The following is a 15,774-nucleotide window of genomic DNA, read 5'->3' as shown; positions in this document are numbered from 1 at the left end:
TCCTTCTAGTTGCCCGTGGACGCATGTGATTTCAGAGTGCCGATGTGCTTGCGTCCCTTCACTGCGTACCACAGCAGTCCTACGCCCAGGATGCCGCCGATGTAGACGAACGCACCGAAGGTGTTGTACCAGGGGGTTCCGTACACGGCCTCGCGCGGCCAGGCGAGGTTCATCGCCATCCCTGCGCCCCACACCACTGCCGCAATGTTGACGGGCAGGCCGAACCTGCCCATTGTGAAGTAACCACCGGGCTTCAGATCCTTCGGCGGCCACTCACCCTTGATCCGCTTGACCAGGAGTGGTCCGGTGACCATCAGATACGCGAGGTAGATCATGATGATCGCGATCGACGTGAGGACCGTGAAGATCTGGGGCTGACCGATATTGACGACGAGAATGACGATGGCCAGCACGCCGATGGTCACCGCGGGCACCACCGGGGTCTGGGTCTTGGGGTTCACCTTGGCCAGGCTCTCGCCGAAGGGCAACGCGTTGTCTCGCGCCATGGCGAACGTGAGCCGGATCGCCGCGGTGTGTACTGCCAACGAGCAGACGAACACGGCGATGACGATGCAGATGAGGAAGACAGTGCCCAGCGGTCCCCACATCACCGATTCGACGATGGACTGCAGGCTGCCGTCGGGGCTGCCGAGGGAAGGATCGTTCAGGTCCGGCGCGGCCATGACGGCGAACACCAGGATGGCCCCGCCGATGACGAACGAGGCGAGGATGGCGCGAAAGATCGCTTTGGGTGCAGTACGCCGAGGTTCGACGGTTTCCTCCCCGAGCGAGCTCGCGGTGTCGAATCCGTACATGACGTAACCCGACGCCAGCGACGCAACCAGGAAGGCACCGAGGTAGCCGCCGCTCTCACCGGCACCGTAGCCGTTGGAGGAGAAGAACACCTCGGGCCCCCGAGTGATGTTGGCCGCGAGCAGGATCGCGATGAGGACGGCCGCGATGAGTTCGATGAACACACCCGCACTGTTGATCATCGCCATCAGTCGAACGCCCAGCGCGTTGATCGTGGTGGTGATGGCGATCAGAATTGCACCGAGCAGCACTGCGTTCGCAGCGAAGTCAGTGGCACCCGAGCCGTCACCGATGATCTGAAATCCGCTCCAGATACGTGGCAAATTGAGCTGCAGAGCGAGGGCAACGGCGGCCAATGTCACGATCGATGCCGTGAGCATCAACCAGCCCGCCGACCAACCGACGATCCTGCGGCCCAACAGCTTCGCCCAGTTGTACACCGAGCCCGCAACCGGATACTTCGCGGCCAACTCCATGAAACACAGTGCCACGCAGAGCTGACCGACGAAGACTGCAGGCCACGACCACAGGTACGCCGGCCCGGCGGTGCCGAAACCGAAGTAGAACAGCTGGAACGTGCCGGTGAGAATCGAGATGTAACTGACGCCCGCGGCGAAGCTGGCGAATTTGCCGAGACTGCGGTCCAGCGATTCCTTGTAGCCGAAATCGTCCATACCGCTCGAGTTGTCGTTCATGAGCGCCATTGTGGCCCTTCCCATCGTACTTATCGGGTTCCGAACCACCCTGCCGCCGCAGGAGAGGTGTTGTGCCAAATGTGTTTCGCTTCTTGATATTCGGACATTCCGGACGGACCCAGTTCGCGTCCGTTACCGGACTGCTTGAAGCCGCCCCATTCCGCAGCCGCGGTGTAGACCCCGAAATCGTTGAGCCACACCGTGCCATGGCGCAGCCCGCGCACCATTCTTTCACCTCGCGCGGCGTCGGATGTCCGAACACCTGCGGCGAGACCGTAATTCGTATCGTTACCCAACAGGAGCGCTTCGGCCTCGGTTCCGAACCGCTCCACAGTGAGTATGGGCCCGAACGTCTCGTCTTGCACGATATTCATCGACCGATCGCAATGATCGAAGATGGTGGGCAGGAAATAACTACCTTTGTCCAGGGACGGATCGTCCGGCTTGGTACCTCCTATGACCAAGGTGGCACCCTCGTCGATACCCATCGCCACGAAGCCTTCGATCTTCTCGCGCTGCGCCTGCGACACCAACGGTCCGGTCTCACTCGACGGGTCCGTTCCCGGCCCGATCACGATGGATTTCGCGCGTTCGGCGACGGCCGCAACGAAGCGATCGGCGACCGAGTCCTCGACGATGAGACGCGTACCGGCCGAGCACACCTGGCCCGAATGCAGGAACACTCCGGTCAAGACGTTGTCCACCGAATCCGCGAAGGACTGCTCGTCGGCCACCGCATCGGCGAACACGATGTGCGGATTCTTTCCGCCGAGTTCCACCGCCACTTTCGTGACGTTCTCCGCGGCGGCGGCGAGAATGTGCCTGCCGGTGGCAAGTCCACCGGTGAAGGAGATGAAGTCGACGTCGCGGTTCCTGGTGAGCGCATCCCCCAGCGTCGCGCCACTGCCCTGCAGCAGGTTGACCACTCCGGCAGGCACTCCTGCTTCCTCCACCAGTTTGGTGAACGCAATGGTGCTCAACGGCGTTACCTCGCTCGGTTTGAGCACCATGGTGCACCCGGCAGCCAGGGCGGGGGCGATCTTCCACGAGATCTGCAGCAGCGGGTAGTTCCAGGGCGCGATCATCACGCAGACCCCGATCGGCTCGTGCACCACTCGGCTCAGAATTTCCGGGCGATCGACATCGATCGATCGATCTGCCTGCACCACGGCAAGATCGGCATAGAACCGGAATACCGAGGTCACATCGTCGATGTCGATCTCGCTCTCGCCCAATGTCTTTCCGGTATCGAGAGTCTCGATCCGTGCAAGGTCGGCTTTGTCCCGTTGCAGCAGATCGGCAATGCGATTGAGTAGATCACGCCGCTCGGCCACAGTCACTGCGCGCCAGGGGCCGTCGTCGAACGCAGCCCGAGCCGCAGCAACCGCAGCCAGAGCATCGTCGGGTGTCGCCTCGTCCACGACGGCCACGACGCTGCCGTCGGACGGGTCGATGATCTCTCGGGTACCGCCGTCACCGGATCCTTGCCATTGCCCGTCGATGTACAACGACGGTCGCAGTGAAGCGGGATCGAATTCTGCGTCGGAGTGGGTCACTCGACACCTTCTTCCTATGGGGGTCGGGTCGTGTGTCTACGGTATGCCTCAACGGCCGGTGACTCCATCGATCTGTTCCCGAACGATGTCGGCGTGCCCATTGTGCCGTGCGTATTCGCCGACCATATGGATGTACACCATCCGCAACGACATCGGTTCGCCTCGCGATCGAACCACGTCGTCGAACGAATATCGGGAAGCAACCTCGTCCGACGCAGCGCACTCGACTGCGAATCCGGCGAAGTCCGCCTCCGCCGAAGACGCACAGGCACCGAGAAAGTCGGAATCCTTGCCGAGCGCCGGGTCGAACATCGGATCGAACGTCATCGAGGCCAACCGCTCTCGAAACCAGATCCGTTCCACTTTCGTGAGGTGCCGAACGAGACCCGCCAACGACAGCGACGACGACGCGAAAGGTCGCCGGGCGAGCTGTTCGGCATCGGCACCGGCACAGATGTTGAGCAGCGTGGCGCGATGCCAGCGCAGCATCCCTTCGAGAATGGGCCTGTCGGCACCGACGAGCGGACCGTCCACGGGATCGGGCGTGGGCGCAGTCCAAGTCTTGCAACGGTCGGTCATACAGCGATTGTCGAACATGCATCGGCAACTCGCAGGGCTCGAGTGGAGCCTGCACTACGACCAGCGCGAATCTGGAATAGCAGGCCGACAACGACCCATTCGGACAATTCACACTACGGTGGGATTCATGACGATCGAAGATGTGGGCGGCAGACGAACGGTGACGGCGGACGAGCTTCTTCTGTTGGTGGGTGATCATCTCCTCATCGAGGAGGGTGTAGCAACCGGGTTCATCGAAAGCGCGGGTCAGGTTGCCGAGAACGTGGCGGTGACGGTCACCGACGGCGTCGACGGAACCACCACGACCGAGCGAGTATTCCTGCCCGAGGCCGAGGTGACCATCGAACCGGCCGATCGCGGACGCGCCCCCGTCACCCTGTGACCGGATACCGCGTTATCGAAAGCGCATCCGTGTAACTGGGGAAAACGCCGGCGCAACAGTTGATCCGACGCGCACGCTGGGCTCGACCTCGACGCTCTCGAGACCATCGGGATACCGCGCACCTACCGACGCATCCACCCGCGCAGCACCGATGCCGCACCGGCGTCGAACATCACCCGACGATCCTCGTCGTCGGACATCGCGGGTATCGACAGCTCGAGCGATACCAAACCGTGCACGATCGCCCAGAACGAATGACTGATCACGTCCACCGATGCGCCGCTCATCGTGCCTGTTTCGACTGCGTTCGCCACCGCCGCACGAAGCGGGTCCATCGCGGCGGCCGCGAGGTGCGCCTGATCGGATACGTCGACCGAACCGAGCACTCCGCCGAACATCACCGCATAGAGGTGTGGGTTGGCCATGGCCCAGCGGCGGTACGCCCAGGCGAGTTCGCGCAGATCGACCTCGGGATCACCGGTGACCGGAACGCTGCGTTGGGCGTCACCGAAACTCGAGAACGACGCGGCGAACAGAGCCACCAGCAGCTCCGCCCGGCCGCCGAACAACGAGTAGATGGCCGTAGTCGAGGTGCCCTGCGCTGCGGCGAGTTTACGCAAGGACAACGAGTCGACGCCATGTTGCGCAACGGTTTCCGCCGCTGCCTCGAGTAGTCGGGTGCGGAGCTCCGCATCGTGAATTCTGGGTCTTGCCACTTGCGAAACCTATCACAACAGTGTTTTATAACAGTGTCACATCAAGCGTTCGACCCCCGAACAGACGGGAACACGTCATGCAACCCATCATCGACGGCCGTACCACGGTCGAATCCGACCGCGACACCGTCACGGTCTTCCTCATCGGAATGCGCATCAACAACCCCCTCGCCGTTCGCTCCTGGCTTCCCGCGGTGCGCGCGATGCCGCGGATGCTCAGCCATCTCGAGCAGGATCCCACCTCAGGACTGCTCGGCTACCACTCGTGGTTGGGCCGCACCACCATGCTCGTCAGCTACTGGCGCAACGCGGAAGACCTGACGCGATTCGCCTCCGATCCCGACGCACCGCATGCCCCCGCCTGGCGTGCCTTCAACCGATCGGTCGCTGCGACCGGCCATGTCGGCGTATGGCACGAAACCTATACCGCGACAGCCCAGGACAGTGAAGCGATCTACGTCAACATGCCGACATTCGGCCTCGCGGGAGCCATCGGTGGAATCCCCGTCGGCACCGGCTCGCACACGTGGAAGCAACGAATGAAGTCAGCGAAGTAGTCGTACGAACTAGAGAAAGTTCCCGGCTCGCGCGGCGATGTCGAGAACGGGCTGAGGAAAGACTCCCAGTCCCACGGTGACGAGCACCGACACCCCGATCGCGCACGCCACCGGTGCAGTCGGACGCACCACCGTGGCGGTCCGTTCGCTGGGTTCGGTGAAGAACATCAGCACGATCACGCGCACGTAGAAGAACGCTGCAATCGCACTGCACACCACTCCGACCACGACCAGTGCGGCTCCCCCCGCACCCGAGGCTGCGCTGAACACCGCGAACTTGCCGATGAACCCACTGGTGAGCGGGATCCCGGCGAAGGACAGCAAGAACAAGCCGAATACTGCGGCAACGAGCGGTGAGCGTCGACCGATACCCGCCCATCGCTCGAGGTCGCCCACCTCACCGCGTTCGTCTCGGGCCAGACCGATGACGGCAAATCCGCCCAGCGTGCTGAAGGCGTAAGCCAGCAAGTAGAACATCGTGGCCGAGACACCCGAACTGCCCACATCATCTGAATGCCCCAGGGCGGTGACTCCGGTGAGGATGAACCCGGTGTGCGCCACGGACGAGTAGGCAAGCATGCGCTTGACGTCGGTCTGCGTGACCGCGACAACGGAACCGAGCACCATCGTCGCGATGGCGACGGCCCACAGCATCGGACGCCAACTTGAGTCGAGACCGGGTAGCGACATCCCGAAGATGCGCAGAATCGCACCGAAGGCCGCCACCTTTGTCACGGTGGCCATCAGAGCCGTCACCGGCGTGGGGGCACCCTGGTAGACGTCGGGAATCCACGAATGGAAAGGCACGGCACCGACTTTGAACAGCAGACCCACTGCGAGCAATGCGGTTCCGATCAGCGCGAGTGATCTGCCTTGACCGTCTGCCGTGATGGCGTCGGCGATTCCGTCCAACCGGACCGTCCCGGCGTAGCCGTACAGAAAGGCGACCCCGAACAGGAAGAACGCAGACGAGAACGCGCCCAACAGAAAGTATTTCAGCGCGGCTTCCTGGGACAGTAGCCGACGTCGCCGGGCAAGACCGCACAGCAGATACAGCGGCAACGACAACACTTCCAGGGCGACGAACATCGTCAGCAGATCCGTGGACGCCGGAAACAGCAGCATGCCGCCGATCGCGAACATCGCCAGTGGAAAGACCTCGGTCTGGGCGACGCCTGCATCGATGGCCTGCTTCTCTGCCACGCTGCCCGGAGTGGTCGAGGCCTGCGGAGTGAACGAGTCGATTCGGCGCTCGGCCCCGGCCCCGGTGACGGCGACGGTGCGCTCCGCCAACAGTGCGATGGCCGGGATTGCCACGAGCACAATGGTTCCCTGCAAGAACAGAGTCAGTCCGTCGACGGCCACGGCCCCGTTCATCGCGGCTGCCTCGGTGCCGGCCAGGCCGAGTACTGCTGCGAGAGCCGCCACCAGCCCTGCCAGGGCCAGACCCACGTGGGTTGCGCGACGAGCGCGCAGCGGTACGAACGCCTCGACGAGAACCCCGAGAACGGCGACACCGAAGACGATCAACATGGGCGCCAGCAGACCGTACTGCACTTCGGGAGTGGTCATCGTTGACCTCCTGCACTGTCGACGATCGTGGATTGCACTGCCGGAGTGATGACGTCGAGTGCCGGTTTCGGGTACACCCCGAACACGATCAGCAGCGCGAGCAACGGAACCACCACGATCAACTCCCGGGGAACGAGATCGGAGATCTTCTCGTTGCCCTCTCGGACCGGTCCCGTCATCACCCGCTGGTAGAGCCAGAGGATGTAGATCGCCGACAGAACGAGCGCGCCGGTGGCTACGATCGAGGCGACTCCGTAGCGACCGAATGTGCCGATCAGCACAAGGAATTCGCTGACGAACGGGGCAAGACCAGGTAGCGAGAGCGTGGCCAGACCAGAGAGCAGAAAGGTTCCGGCGAGCACCGGCGCGACCTTCTGCACGCCACCGTAATCGGCGATGGCCCGCGAACCACGACGGGACACGAGAAAGCCTGCGATCAAGAACAATGCGGCGGTGGAGATTCCATGGTTGACCATGTACAGCGTGGCACCGGCCTGACTCTGACCGGTCATCGCGAAGATGCCGAGGATGATGAACCCGAAGTGCGAAATCGAGGTGTAGGCAATGAGTCTCATCATGTCGGTCTGACCGATCGCCAGTATCGCGCCGTACACGATGCCGATCACCGCGAGCGTGATGATCCACGGGGCGAACGTCTGCGACGAACCGGGAAAGAGCTCGAGGCAGAAGCGCAGCATCGCGAACGTACCGACCTTGTCCACCACCGACATCATAAGCACCGCCGTCGCGGGGGTCGACTGCACTGCGGCGTCGGGTAACCACGTATGGAACGGCCACAGGGGCGCCTTGATCGCGAACGCGAGCATGAAACCGAGGAACAACGCGTCGATCACCACCGAATCCACGCCGAGCCCGCCCGATGCCGCCGCGTCCGCGATTGCGCGCAGATCGAACGTGCCGCCGTCGAACGGACCGTCGGGCCTGGCCGTGACGACGTACAACCCGATGACGGCAGCCAGCATCACCAGGCCACCGAACAGGTTGTACAGCAGGAACTTCACTGCGGCGCGCGTGCGTTCGGTTCCGCCGAAGCCACCGATGAGGAAGTACATCGGGATCAGCATCGCCTCGAAGAAGATGTAGAACAGCAGTACGTCCAAGGCGAGGAACGAGACGATCACCATGGACTCGACCACCAGGATCAACGCCATGTAGGTGTGCGAGACCCTGCGCGATCCGTAGTTCGCCACGCGGCTGCCGTCGTTCCAGCCCGCAACGAGGAGCAGTGGTGTCAGGACGGTGGTGAGCAACACCAGCACGAGACCGATTCCGTCGAGTCCGAGCGTGTAGCGCGCACCGAATGCCGCTATCCAGGAATGGTCTTGGAGGAATTGGTATCGATCGCCACCGGAGTCGAACGCGACCGCGAGTACCACCGACACCGCGAGTGTGCCGGTGGCGAAACCCACGGCGACACCACGCGCGATCGTCGGACGATCGGCCGGCACCAGGGCGACGACAATCGCGCCGAGAATCGGGAGAACCCACAGGACGGTCAACCAGGGCAGTGTCACAGGACCACCACCATCAGCACGACGAGAACGGCCCCGGCGAACATCGCCAACGCATAGGACCGTACGAAACCGGTCTGCAGCCGCCTCGATCGACTCGACACTCCCCCGATCGATCTCCCCACCCCGTCCACGACCGCGTCGATACCCACCTTGTCGGCGAATACCATTGTGTTCGTGAGCTTTTGACCGGGTCGCATGAATACTGGCTCGTTGAAGGCGTCGCCGTACAGGTCAGCGCGTGCGGCTCTGGTCAGCACCGATACGTCCTCGGGTGGAGTCGAAGGAACGTCGCGAGCGATGTACTTCCGGTACGCGACGCCGGCACCCACGAGTACCACTCCCAGAACTGCGACCGTGACGACCCAGGCAGGTATCGCGTGTTCCTCGTGCGCCGATCCCACCACCGGTTCCAGCCACGTCTCGAGGCGTCCACCCACCGCGAGGAAGGCTCCCGATGCCACCGAGCCGACGGCCAACAGAATCATGGGTGTCGTCATCGTCGCCGACGCCTCGTGCGGATGTGCCTGCGCTGCCCACCGTTTCGGGCCGAAGAACGTCATCAGCATCACCCGAGTCATGTAGAAGGCCGTCAGTCCCGCACCGAGCAACGTCACGCAGCCGAGCACCACACCTGTCGCTCCCCCCGCCGCGAACGCGATCTCGATGATCGGATCCTTGGCGAAGAAACCGGAGAACGGCGGAACTCCGATGATGGCGAGGTAGCCGAGACCGAACGTGACGAACGTGACCGGCATCGCGGCACGGAGCCCGCCGAACCGTCGCATGTCGGTCTCGTCGTTCATCGCGTGCATCACCGAGCCGGCACCCAGGAACAAGCCTGCCTTGAAGAACCCGTGCGAGAGCAACAACACGATGGCGAAGGCATAGCCGGACGGGCCGAGTCCGGCCGCGAGCACCATGTACCCGATCTGACTCATCGTCGAAGCCGCGAGCGCCTTCTTGATGTCGTCCTTCGCACAACCGATCACGGCACCGAACAGCAACGTCACCGCGCCGACCGTGACGGTCGCCGCACGGGCGGCCGGCGACGCCTCGAACACCGGTCCGGAGCGGACGATGAGATACACCCCGGCGGTGACCATCGTCGCCGCATGAATCAGTGCGGAGACCGGAGTCGGGCCCTCCATCGCGTCGCCGAGCCACGACTGCAGCGGCACCTGCGCCGACTTTCCGCAGGCCGCCAGCAGCAACATCAGCGCCATCGCGGTGGCCACCGATTCACCGGCATCCCCGATTCCGGCGAACACCACGTCGTATTGCACCGATCCGAAGTTCACGAACATGATCATCAGAGCGATCGCCAGGCCGATATCGCCGACGCGGTTGACCACGAACGCTTTTCGGGCAGCCGTCGCTGCCGATGGCTTGTGTTGCCAGAATCCGATGAGCAAGTACGACGCCAGACCGACACCCTCCCACCCCAGATAGAGGCCGAGGAAATTGTCTGCCAGCACCAGCAGCAGCATGGCTGCGAGAAACAGATTGAGGTACGCGAAGAAGCGTCGCCGCTCTGCGTCATGGCTCATGTAACCGATCGAGTACACGTGAATGAGTGATCCGACTCCGGTGATCAACAGGACGAAACAGATCGAGAGTTGATCGGCACGCATACCGAAGTCGACCTGCAATTCGTCGACGGGCACCCAGCGGAACAGCGTGTGAGTGAGTGTTCTGTCCGACTCGTCCCGTCCGAGCATCGACGAGAACACCAGCGCCGCAACGACGAACGACGACACCGCGGCGGCCGTCGCGAGAAGGTGGCCCCACGAGTTGCAGCGCCGGCCACCGAGCAGCAGGACGGCTGCACCGAACGCCGGCAGAGCCGGGAGAAGCCACAGGATCGACATCGTTTCTGCTCCCCCGTCAGTTCTTCATCAGATTGTTCTCGTCCATCGAGATCGAGCGACGAGAACGGAAGATGGCCATGATGATCGCCAGGCCAACCACCACCTCGGCTGCAGCGACCACCATGGTGAAGAACGCGAACAACTGGCCGTCGAGATTGCCGTGCATGCGAGAGAACGTGACGAACGCGAGATTGACTGCGTTGAGCATCAATTCGATGCACATGAACACGATGATCGCGTTGCGCCTGACGATGACGCCCGCTGCGCCGATCGTGAACAGCAGAACCGACAGGTAGAGGTAATTTTCTGGATTCATCGCGCGTCACCCCCGTCCACCTTGTATTCGATGCCTCGATCGGCGAACAGTGCGTTGACGGACGAGTCCGACTCGCTTCCGTCCGGGAGCAGAGCCCGTCGATCGACGCCGTTGTGACGAGCGAACACACCGGGGCTCGGCAACGGCGTCACCCTGGAGCCGTCACGGAACCGGTCCTGCGACATCTCCCGCTGACCCTTCACCGGTCCCAGGGCCTCTCGGTGCGCCAGAATCATCGCCCCGATGGTGGCCGTGATCAACAGCGCGCCGGTCAGCTCGAACGCCCAGACGTACTCGACGAAGATCAGCTCGGCCAGGCCTTCGACGTTTCCGGTGGAGTCGGCCGCGTCGAGTCCGGCGAAATCGAGTCGCCCGGCGCGGGCCGAGTCGCGCAGCAGCACCCCGATGATCAACAGCCCGAAGCCGATTCCGATGACGACGGCCGCGATACGGTGCCCGCGCAGTGTCTCGGTCAACGACTCCGAGGTGTCGACCCCGACGAGCATCAGGACGAACAGAAACAGCATCATGACCGCGCCGGTGTAGACGACGATCTGCACGACACCGAGAAACAGGGCCCCTTGGGCCATGTAGAAGGTAGCGAGAACCACCATGGTGGCCGCGAGGAACAGTGCCGAGTAGACGGCCTTCGTGCTCATCACCACACCCAGTGCACCGATGACCGCAACGACACCGAGGGTCCAGAACTGCACGGCCTCGCCGGTGGAGGTTGCCTCGAGCGCGAGCTGAACGGTGGCAGTCATCGAACCGGACCTCGATCGGTGTCGGCCTCGCTCTCGGCACCGGTGACGGCACCGCGGTAGTAGTCCTCTGCCGAACGCCCCGGTGCCATCGCGTGCGGCGGCGGCACCATGTCCGGCTCCAGCGGTGCCAGCAGCGAATCCTTCTCGTAGATCAGGTCGGCTCTGTTGTCACCGGCCAGTTCGTATTCGTTGGTCATCGTCAGAGCCCGTGTGGGACAGGCTTCCACACACAATCCGCAGCCGATGCACCGAAGATAGTTGATCTGGTAGACCCCGCCGTATCGCTCGCCCGGCGAAAACCGTTCGGTCTCGGTGTTGTCGGCACCTTCGACATAGATCGCGTCGGCCGGGCAGGCCCACGCGCAGAGTTCGCAACCGATGCACTTTTCGAGCCCGTCGGCGTACCTGTTGAGCTGATGGCGGCCGTGATAGCGCACCTCGGTCGGCTTCTTCTCCTCCGGATACAGCTCGGTTTCGGGCTTTTTGAACATGGTGGCGAAGGTGACACCGAAACCTGCTATGGGACCGAGGAATTCAGGCATCGGCGTTCTCCTTCTGGGACGCGGCCACGGTGGACCGTGCGCCGGCGTGCCGGCTCGCGATGTTCGTGCCCTGCTTCGGAATGGGGGGTACGGGAAACCCGCCCGCCGCAGCGTCGAACGGTGCGACGGGTGCAGCAGGCGGCAGGTTTCGTGTGCGCGCGCGGCGGCGCAGTAAGAGCAGCAGCGAACCCAGGACGGCGACTGCAAAGATCGTCGACACCACGAACGTGACCAGAGGTACGTCGTATCGGCCGGCCCCCAGTACCCGCACCGTCGCGATCACCATCACCCAGATCAGAGCGACGGGAATGAGGATCTTCCAGCCGAAGTTCATGAACTGGTCGTAACGCAACCGCGGCAACGTCGACCGCAACCAGATGAAGACGAACAGGAACACCCACACCTTGGCGACGAACCACAGCACCGGCCACCACCCGGAATTGGCACCGCTCCACAGGCTCAACGGAATCGGAGCCCGCCAGCCACCCAGGAACAACGTGGTCGCCAGCGCGGACACCGTGACCATGTTGATGTACTCGGCAAGCATGAACATCGCGAAACGCAAGGAGGAGTACTCGGTGTGGAACCCTCCCACCAACTCCCCCTCGGCCTCGGGCAAGTCGAACGGCGCGCGGTTGGTTTCACCCACCATGGCCGTCACGTACACCAGGAACGACGGCAACAACAAGAACACATACCAGGTGTTCTGTTGCGCAGCAACGATTCCGGACGTCGACATGGTGCCCGCGTACAGGAACACCGCAGCGAACGAAAGCCCCATCGCTACCTCGTAGGAAATGACCTGAGCCGTCGAACGCAGTGCGCCCAGCAACGGATACGTCGAACTCGACGCCCAACCGGCCAGGACGATCCCGTACACACCCACCGAGGTGACCGCGAGGATGTACAGAACCCCCACCGGCAGGTCGGTCATCTGCAGCGGAGTCGTAGTGCCGAATACCGACACCTCGGGACCGAACGGAATCACCGCGAAGGCCATGAAGGCAGGGACCACCGAAATGATAGGAGCCAGAATGTAAATCGGCTTGTCGACGCCGGTCGGAGTGATGCCCTCTTTCAGAGCGAGCTTGATCCCGTCCATCAAAGACTGCAGCAGTCCCCACGGACCCACCCGATTGGGCCCGACACGCATCTGCATCCACGCCATGATCTTGCGTTCGGCGTAAATGGCCACGAGCGGTGTGAGCACCAGAAAAACGAAGACCGCCAGGGCCTTGCCGACCACCAACCACCACGGGTCGGTACCGAACATCGACAGATCGGTAGGCGCAGCGACAATCACGATGCACCACCCTCGGGTCGCTCCGCAGGCTCCACTCCTGCACCCTCGGGTCGCTCCGCAGGCTCCACTCCTGCACCCTCGGGTCGCTCCGCAGGCTGATCCCTGCAAATCCTCACCACCGCACCCGACTCCGCGCCGAGTGAGCGGTACACCGAAGACCCCGGTGAGTTCATCGGCACCCACACCACGTTGTCGGGTAGATCGGTGACTTTCAGCGCCAAGGTGATCGAGCCCTGGTCCGTCTCGACCCTGACCAGGTCGCCGGGTGCCGCCTCGATGCTCGACGCCGTCGTCTCGGACAGCCTGATCACGGGTGCCCTGCCGGTCTGCGCGAGGTTGTCTTCGCCGTCCTGCATCCGTCCCGAATCGATGAGCATTCTCCAGGTGGCCAATATTGCCTGGCCGGTGGAGAGCGTCGGCGTATCTCGCCGTGGTGCCACTCGGGCCACAGGAATCCTTGATCCGCTCCACGCTCCCAGCCGTGCCAACTCGCCGCGCGCCGCAGCCGCGTCGGGTAGCGACAGATCGACTCCCATCTGCGCGGCAATGGCGTCGAGAACGCGTTGGTCGGGTAATACCGCGCCGGCACCGAGTGCCGTGTCGAACGCGCGCGGCCTGCCCTCCCAGTCGACGAAGGTTCCGGGCTTGTCGACCACCGGTGCCACCGGAAACACCACGTCGGCCCGGTCTGTGACAGCGCTGTGGCGCAGTTCCAGGCTGACCACGAATGCCGATCGGTCCACCGCGTCGAGCGCGCCCTGCGGATCGGGCAGATCGTCCGGGTCGATCCCTGCGGTGATCAGGGCGCGGTCAGGCCCGGCATCCGCCAGTATCGCCGCGGTATCTCGGCCCGCGTCCGTAGGCAGTTCTGTCACTCCCCACACGGCTGCCACCTCGGCGCGGGCGGCGGCGTCGGAGACGGGCCGCCCGCCCGGCAGCAGATTCGGCAACGTGCCTGCGTCGAGGGCACCGCGCTCTCCTGCCCGTCGCGGAATCCATGCCAGGTTCGCTCCGGTGTCGTCGGCCAACTTCGCCACTGCGGACAGTGCACCGGGAACGGAACCGAGCCGCTCGCCCACGAGCACGATCGCTCCCGGGCTTCGGAGAAGCTGGGCGATCGATTCGGTACCGCGGTCACCGACGTGCAGTGCGTCGAGCCACTGTGGTTCCTCGCCGGGAATCGACTGCAGGAGCACCCCCTCGAGCTTGCGCAGACCGCGGCTGGCCCAGGGTGCGATCGACGCCACGACCATGCCGCGGGTCCGGCGCGCCTTGCGTAACCTGAGGAACACCAGCGGTGACTCTTCTTCCGGCTCGAACCCCACCATCAACACCACAGGAGCGTTTTCGAGATCCGAGTAGGTCACCCCCAGCCCCGTCGCCGCGACACGACCGGCCAGGAACTCCGCTTCCTCGGCGCTGTGAGCACGGTTGCGGAAGTCGATGTCGTTGGTGTGCAGCACTGTTCGCGCGAACTTGGCGTATGCGTAGGAGTCTTCGACGGTCGATCTTCCGCCCACGAGTACCGCAGCGTTCCCGACCGACGCAGCCAATCCCGTTGCCGCCGCCGCCAATGCAGCCGACCAGGACGTCTCGACCAGAGCCCCCGATTCGTCTCTGATCATCGGTGCGCCGATGCGGTCCGGCTCGCCGGCGTACTTGAATGCCCACCGGCCCTTGTCGCAGTTCCACTCTTCGTTGACCTGGGGATCGTCGCCAGCCAACCGGCGAAGGACCTTGCCACGACGATGATCCGTGCGTTGCGCACAGCCTCCCGCGCAGTGTTCGCACACGCTCGGCGAGGACGTCAGATCGTACGGGCGCGCCCGGAACCGATACTCGGTGTTCGTCAGTGCACCCACGGGGCAGATCTGGACGGTGTTCCCCGAGAAGTAGGAGTCGAACGGCTCGGTGCCGAAGATGCCGACCTGTTGCACGGCACCGCGTTCGAGCAGCTCGATGGATGGATCACCGGCGACCTGCGCCGCGAAGCGAGTACATCGAGCGCACAGGACACAGCGTTCGCGATCGAGCAGAACCTCGGCCGACAACGGAATCGGTTTGGGATACGTACGTTTGGTCTCGGTGAACCTGGATTCGGTGCGGCCCGCGGCCATCGCCTGATTCTGCAGTGGACACTCACCGCCCTTGTCGCACACCGGGCAATCGAGAGGATGATTGATCAGCAGCAATTCCATGACGCCACGCTGCGCTTTGCCCGCGACCTCCGACGTCACCTGAGTGCGCACGATCATGCCCTCGGCCACCGTCGTCGTACAGGACGCCAACGGCTTACGCTGCCCCTCCACGTCGACGAGACATTGGCGGCAGGCGCCCACCGGATCGAGCAGCGGATGATCGCAGAACCGCGGAATCTGTACGCCCATCAACTCCGCCGCGCGAATCACCAACGTGCCCTTGGGAACACTGATCTCGTGGTCATCGATGGTCAGTGTCACCATCTCTACTGGGGCGACCGACACCTCAGGGGATGCAGGAGTGGAGCCCGCGGAACGACCCGGGGATGCAGGAGTGGAGCCTGCGGAACGACCCGGGGATGCAGGAGTGGAGCCCGC

14 protein-coding genes are annotated in these 15,774 nt (G+C 63.6%); 2 read left to right on the top strand and 12 right to left on the bottom strand.

All coding sequences use genetic code 11. From position 1 onward, the window contains the following. Positions 1 to 5: 5 nt before the first annotated feature. The 3 genes from E4P29_RS09665 to E4P29_RS09655 are packed head-to-tail and all read right to left on the bottom strand — an operon-like array spanning position 6 to position 3,643. The gene (locus tag E4P29_RS09665; protein ID WP_245154236.1) at positions 6 to 1,517 is read right to left on the bottom strand and encodes an amino acid permease; all 1,512 of its coding nucleotides are present in this window, start codon (positions 1,515 to 1,517) and stop codon (positions 6 to 8) included. 20 nt (positions 1,518 to 1,537) lie between these two features. Beyond that, on the bottom strand, positions 1,538 to 3,064 hold the full coding sequence (locus E4P29_RS09660) for an aldehyde dehydrogenase family protein (protein WP_209205350.1): 1,527 nt from the start codon (positions 3,062 to 3,064) through the stop codon (positions 1,538 to 1,540). Between the two features lie 48 nt (positions 3,065 to 3,112). Continuing rightward, entirely contained in the window at positions 3,113 to 3,643 is a 531-nt protein-coding gene (locus E4P29_RS09655) for a DinB family protein (RefSeq protein ID WP_135044088.1), read from the bottom strand. A 127-nt stretch (positions 3,644 to 3,770) separates the two neighbouring features. On the opposite strand from E4P29_RS09655, the gene E4P29_RS09650 reads away from it, so the two are divergent. Continuing rightward, a complete protein-coding gene (locus tag E4P29_RS09650; protein WP_135044086.1) occupies positions 3,771 to 4,025 on the top strand; it encodes a hypothetical protein in 255 nt (84 codons plus the stop codon). 122 nt (positions 4,026 to 4,147) lie between these two features. Here E4P29_RS09650 and E4P29_RS09645 read toward each other — a convergent pair whose 3' ends face one another. Next, entirely contained in the window at positions 4,148 to 4,741 is a 594-nt protein-coding gene (locus tag E4P29_RS09645; RefSeq protein ID WP_135044084.1) for a TetR/AcrR family transcriptional regulator, read from the bottom strand. Between the two features lie 77 nt (positions 4,742 to 4,818). Between E4P29_RS09645 and E4P29_RS09640 the strand changes: the two genes are divergently transcribed. Then, positions 4,819 to 5,298: a DUF4188 domain-containing protein gene (locus E4P29_RS09640; RefSeq protein ID WP_135044082.1), complete on the top strand. Its 480-nt coding sequence runs from the start codon at positions 4,819 to 4,821 to the stop codon at positions 5,296 to 5,298. Positions 5,299 to 5,307: 9 nt separating this feature from the next. Here the strand turns inward: E4P29_RS09640 and nuoN are convergent, their stop codons facing one another. Genes nuoN through E4P29_RS09600 form a run of 8 tightly spaced genes read right to left on the bottom strand, consistent with a single transcriptional unit; the run spans position 5,308 to position 15,681 of the window. Further along, on the bottom strand, positions 5,308 to 6,870 hold the full coding sequence (gene nuoN / locus E4P29_RS09635) for an NADH-quinone oxidoreductase subunit NuoN (RefSeq protein WP_135044080.1): 1,563 nt from the start codon (positions 6,868 to 6,870) through the stop codon (positions 5,308 to 5,310). After that, positions 6,867 to 8,405, bottom strand: a complete 1,539-nt coding sequence (locus tag E4P29_RS09630; RefSeq protein WP_135044078.1) for an NADH-quinone oxidoreductase subunit M — start codon at positions 8,403 to 8,405, stop codon at positions 6,867 to 6,869. The genes nuoN and E4P29_RS09630 overlap by 4 nt, the downstream gene beginning before the upstream one ends. Beyond that, entirely contained in the window at positions 8,402 to 10,273 is a 1,872-nt protein-coding gene (gene nuoL, locus E4P29_RS09625; RefSeq protein WP_135044076.1) for an NADH-quinone oxidoreductase subunit L, read from the bottom strand. The genes E4P29_RS09630 and nuoL overlap by 4 nt, the downstream gene beginning before the upstream one ends. A 16-nt stretch (positions 10,274 to 10,289) precedes the next feature. Continuing rightward, positions 10,290 to 10,589, bottom strand: a complete 300-nt coding sequence (nuoK, locus tag E4P29_RS09620; protein ID WP_032383367.1) for an NADH-quinone oxidoreductase subunit NuoK — start codon at positions 10,587 to 10,589, stop codon at positions 10,290 to 10,292. Continuing rightward, positions 10,586 to 11,353: an NADH-quinone oxidoreductase subunit J gene (locus tag E4P29_RS09615; protein WP_135044074.1), complete on the bottom strand. Its 768-nt coding sequence runs from the start codon at positions 11,351 to 11,353 to the stop codon at positions 10,586 to 10,588. Before E4P29_RS09615 ends, nuoK begins: the two co-directional genes overlap by 4 nt. After that, on the bottom strand, positions 11,350 to 11,895 hold the full coding sequence (nuoI, locus tag E4P29_RS09610; protein WP_032387261.1) for an NADH-quinone oxidoreductase subunit NuoI: 546 nt from the start codon (positions 11,893 to 11,895) through the stop codon (positions 11,350 to 11,352). The genes E4P29_RS09615 and nuoI overlap by 4 nt, the downstream gene beginning before the upstream one ends. Beyond that, positions 11,888 to 13,168, bottom strand: coding sequence for an NADH-quinone oxidoreductase subunit NuoH (gene nuoH, locus E4P29_RS09605; protein ID WP_032387484.1), 1,281 nt, complete (start codon positions 13,166 to 13,168; stop codon positions 11,888 to 11,890). Before nuoH ends, nuoI begins: the two co-directional genes overlap by 8 nt. A 26-nt stretch (positions 13,169 to 13,194) precedes the next feature. Then, positions 13,195 to 15,681, bottom strand: a complete 2,487-nt coding sequence (locus E4P29_RS09600) for an NADH-quinone oxidoreductase subunit G (RefSeq protein ID WP_280634536.1) — start codon at positions 15,679 to 15,681, stop codon at positions 13,195 to 13,197. Positions 15,682 to 15,774 lie beyond the last annotated feature (93 nt).

This window comes from Rhodococcus sp. 1R11 (genome assembly GCF_004563845.1).
Classification (GTDB): domain Bacteria; phylum Actinomycetota; class Actinomycetes; order Mycobacteriales; family Mycobacteriaceae; genus Rhodococcoides.
This window is presented reverse-complemented; position numbering and strand designations above follow the sequence as displayed.